This window comes from Planktothrix sp. FACHB-1355, from assembly GCF_014748295.1.
Taxonomy (GTDB): domain Bacteria; phylum Cyanobacteriota; class Cyanobacteriia; order Cyanobacteriales; family Aerosakkonemataceae; genus Aerosakkonema; species Aerosakkonema funiforme_A.
Genome location: NZ_JACJUP010000563.1, coordinates 1 through 4342, shown reverse-complemented (window position 1 = coordinate 4342; position 4342 = coordinate 1). Strand labels below are relative to the sequence as shown.

The following is a 4342-nucleotide window of genomic DNA, read 5'->3' as shown; positions in this document are numbered from 1 at the left end:
TTGGAAATTCAGTATGAGAACGCTCGATTAGCTTTCTCTGGAAATCTCGGTTTGCAACAGCAAAATGGGAAATTGGAATTACAAAATTTCCCCGTCGATGTCATCAATAAGTTTGTGCCTTTACCGGTGGCAGTTACAGGTAAGCTGAATGGTACTGCTAATCTGGCAGGCACTTTACAAAACCCAGAGGTTAACGGCGACTTAACTTTGGTGGATGGAACTTTGAATGGAACGCAGGTGCAGTCGGCACAAGCAATTTTTACTTATGAAAATGCTCGCTTGAATTTTAATTCTGAGGCGGTGGTGCAACAGCCTCAGCCAATTGTAATTTCTGGTAGCGTACCTTATCAGCTACCTTTTGCTACGGTTAGACCGGATAGCAATGCAATTAGTTTAGATGTGAATGTGCAAAATGAAGGGCTGGCACTGTTAAATCTATTAAGTAGAGGACAAGTTACTTGGGCTGGCGGTCAAGGACAAGCACAACTACAGGTGCGGGGTACTTTATCTGCGCCGCAAATAACGGGAACTGCTACAGTAGATAATGCGACAATTGCGGCTGTGGCGCTGCCTGCACCGCTGACGGATGTGACTGGAATTGTGCGATTCGATCGCGATCGCATCCTGGTAGAAAACCTCACCGGTAATTTCAGTAAAGGTGCGGTATCAGCACAGGGAATCATCCCTATTTCCAGGCAGTTATCTCAACAAGATCCCGATCGCAATAATCCCCTCAGCGTCACTTTGAACGAATTGGCGATCAATCTCAAAGGACTTTATCGAGGTGGCGTAAATGGCAATGCAGTAATTACCGGCACTGCATTTGAACCCCAAATCGGTGGTGAAGTGACGTTGAAAAACGGGGAGGTGTTTTTAGGACAGCAACAAGAAAACCCCACCCCCAACGCTTCTCCGTCCACAGGGAGGGGAGAAGGGGGAGGCGGAATTGGTTTTGCGAGATCGATCGTTCCGGAATTTAACAATTTGCGCTTAACTCTGGCGGATAATGTCAATGTGACGCGACCGCCGCTATTTAGTTTTCGATCGACTGGCGAGCTGATTGTAAATGGCTTTTTGGGTAATCTCGAACCGCAAGGTACAATTCAGTTGCGCCGAGGTCAGGTGAATTTGTTTACTACGCAAATGACCTTAGATCGCGATTATACGCAAACAGCTGTGTTTGTCCCAGAACGCGGACTCGACCCGATTTTAGATGTTCGCGTCGTTACTACCGTACCGGAAGTGACCGGCAGTCGCTTACCATCTTCTCCCATATCTTCTGAAATTGCCGATGTTCCCGATGCCGGCTTTTTCGGTAGCGTGCAAACGGTTCGCATTGTGGCTAGAGTCGAGGGACCGGCCAGTCAATTGGCGGATAACTTGGTGCTGACAAGCAACCCGCCGCGCACTGAATCGGAAATTGTGGCTTTAATCGGGGGCGGATTTGCACAGAATTTAGGTCGGGGTGACAGTACTTTGGGACTTGCTAATTTAGCGGGTTCTGCTTTGTTGGGAAATCAGCAGGTTCAGGGTACGATTAGTGCGATCGGACAAGCTTTCGGTTTGAGCGAATTGCGCTTTTTCCCCACAGCTATTCCCCCCAACAGAGAAGATAGAGCTCGTAACACTACACTAGGATTGGCAGCAGAGGCAGTGGTCGATATTACCGATCGACTTTCTGGTTCTGTATCAAAAGTTCTCACTACCGATCAACCATTACAGTATAACCTGCGCTATCGGGTAAATAACAATATTCTGTTGCGCGGTTCCACTGATTTTTCCGGTGATACCAAAGCGCAATTTGAGTTTGAAAGGAGGTTTTAAAAAGGGCGTCGGGACAAGGGCGTCGGGGTTAGGGAAAGAGTGGGGGAGAAGTTATTTAGGCAATACGGAATAGACGTTATAGAGATATTGTTAATGAATTTGTCCTCGCGCTTGTGACAATTTGAGATTCAAAATCGACAATCCCAAAATCAGCAAAAACAACACCAAACCAATTGTGCAAGCATAGCTGATTTCTAAACTTTTAAAGGCTTGTTCGTAGAGATAGTAAACAATTGTTTTAGAACTATTTCTCGGCCCTCCTTCGGTCATGATGTAAACTTCCTCAAATACTTTGGTAGCAGAAATTGCCGAAATTACTGCTACTAGCAATAGGTAAGGTTTCATCAACGGTACGGTGATGTCCCAGTGTTTGCCTATGCCATCGGAACCATCGATCGCCGCCGCTTCATACAGTTCTGCTGGTATAGATTGCAACCCAGCCAGGTAAATCACCATATAGTAGCCCAATCCTTTCCAGACAGTCACCGCCATGACGCTGTAAAGCGCCCATTTGGGACTTGTCAGCCAAGGAATCCCATCTTTAAATCCGATCGCACTCAGAAATTGATTCAGCAAACCGTTTTCGGCATACAGCCATTTCCAAGCAATCCCCGCCACCACCATCGATATGATTACTGGTGTATAATAAAATGCTCTAAACCAAGTAATTCCACGCGATTTGCGGTTAACTAAAATTGCCAGTCCCAAGGGTGCGACAACTAAAATCGGCACCACCGCGACGAGGTACAGCACCGTATTCCACAGCGTTTTCCAGAATAGGGAATCTCTCCACAAACGGCGGAAATTCGCCAATCCCACCCACTGCGGCGGATTTGTGAGGTCGTATTGAGTAAAACTGAGGTAAAATGCTTGGAATGTTGGCCAAAATACAGTTAGAAATAACAGGAAAAGGGCAGGGAAAAGGAATAGGTAAGGGGTGAGTCGTTGTCTGATGAAAGTCCAATTTTGGGGCATACGAATATTAAACACTAACTGTATCCAAACCTTTGCTGGCGATCGGCATTCGCCATCCCGTACCGAAAGCGCGATCGGTTATCTTCAATCCCGGCGGTGCTTGTCGCCGCTTAAATTCCGCCCGCGCTACCATTTTTATCACTCGTTTGACAACATCCGGATCGTGTCCCGCAGCCACAATCTGTGCAGCCGATTGATGTTCGTGAATAAAGCGCTGCAAAATGTCATCTAAAATATCGTAAGCTGGGAGAGAATCTTGGTCGGTTTGACCGGGTTTGAGTTCGGCGCTGGGTGCTTTCGTGAGAATATTTTCCGGAATAATTTCGTCGTTGCGATTTAGCCATTTACACAAAGAGTAAACGCGGGTTTTGGGAACATCGGCAATTGCAGCCAATCCTCCATTCATATCGCCGTAAAGAGTGCAGTATCCTACAGCCATTTCCGATTTGTTGCCGGTGGAGAGGAGAAGATAGCCGAATTTGTTGGCGATCGCCATTAACAGATTACCGCGAATCCGCGATTGAATATTTTCCTCGGCAATACCAAACTCTGTCCCCGCAAACAAATCTTCCCAACTTTCATCGTAACTTTGCATCAGATTGCCGATCGGCAGGGTGTGAGTTTTAATACCCAAATTTTCGGCTAATACCAAAGCATCCTTTACTGAATGATCGGAACTGTAAGGCGAAGGCATAAGGACGCCCAACACATTTTCTGCGCCCAAAGCTTCTGCCGCAATAGCTGCAACTAATGCTGAATCTACCCCTCCACTCAAACCAATTACAACTTTAGAAAAACCGCATTTTCGCGCATAATCCTTCACTCCCAACACCAACGCCCCCCAAATTTCCTCTTCTTCGCAATCAGGTAGCGGTGTTACATATTTCGGTTGTACGGATGCAATATCCCCTTTTTCTACATCAAAATCTAGCAATACTAAATCTGTCTCAAAACTACGGGCGCGACACACTATTTCACCTGTACGATTGAGGGCAAAACTGCTACCATCAAAAATCAAATCGTCGTTGCTACCAACCTGATTGGCATAGATAATAGGTCGATCGAAGCGTGTCGCTGAATGCCGCAGCATTGCTTCTCGCAATGCTTGTTTGCCAACACTATAAGGAGAAGCCGATAAATTGACAATTAAATCTACACCCAGCTGGGCTAAGTCAGTAATCGGATTGACAGCGTAGGTGCGCTTACCCCAAAATTCTTCATCATTCCACAAATCTTCGCAGATAGTTACGCCGATTTTAATTGCCGAGTAGTGTGGCTGAGGAGTGAGGGTAAAGAAATTAGGCTGAAGTCCGGGTTCAAAATATCGCTGTTCGTCAAAAACATCGTAAGTTGGCAGCAATCTTTTGTGGAAGATTTGCTGCACTTTTCCCCCTTCTAATAAAGCCATGCTGTTAAAGAGAGATTTCCCGCCACTGGTAAAAGCTTTTGGATTCGGTTCGACTGTTCCGACTAAGACTGCTAAATTTGGCGGTAAATCCCGTGCTAGCTGCTGTAAAGTTGTTGCCATCGCCTCTACAAAACT

Annotated in this window: 3 protein-coding genes; 1 reads left to right on the top strand and 2 read right to left on the bottom strand. The window is 46.2% G+C overall.

The window, feature by feature from the left end; genetic code table 11:
* A partial coding sequence (locus tag H6S82_RS20680; RefSeq protein WP_191056637.1) for a translocation/assembly module TamB domain-containing protein occupies positions 1 to 1824 on the top strand: 1824 nt, incomplete at its 5' end.
* A gap of 90 nt (positions 1825 to 1914) precedes the next feature.
* On the opposite strand, the gene H6S82_RS20675 is transcribed toward H6S82_RS20680, so the two are convergent.
* On the bottom strand, positions 1915 to 2799 hold the full coding sequence (locus tag H6S82_RS20675) for a sugar ABC transporter permease (RefSeq protein WP_190469382.1): 885 nt from the start codon (positions 2797 to 2799) through the stop codon (positions 1915 to 1917).
* Positions 2800 to 2806: 7 nt separating this feature from the next.
* Positions 2807 to 4342 (bottom strand): NAD+ synthase (locus H6S82_RS20670; protein WP_191056636.1); only part of this gene is annotated, 1536 nt, incomplete at its 5' end.

Coding starts and splice junctions, on each gene's coding strand:
- H6S82_RS20675 (WP_190469382.1), bottom strand. CDS start 2,799: ATGCCCCAAAATTGGACTTTCATCAGACAACGACTCACCCCTTACCTA.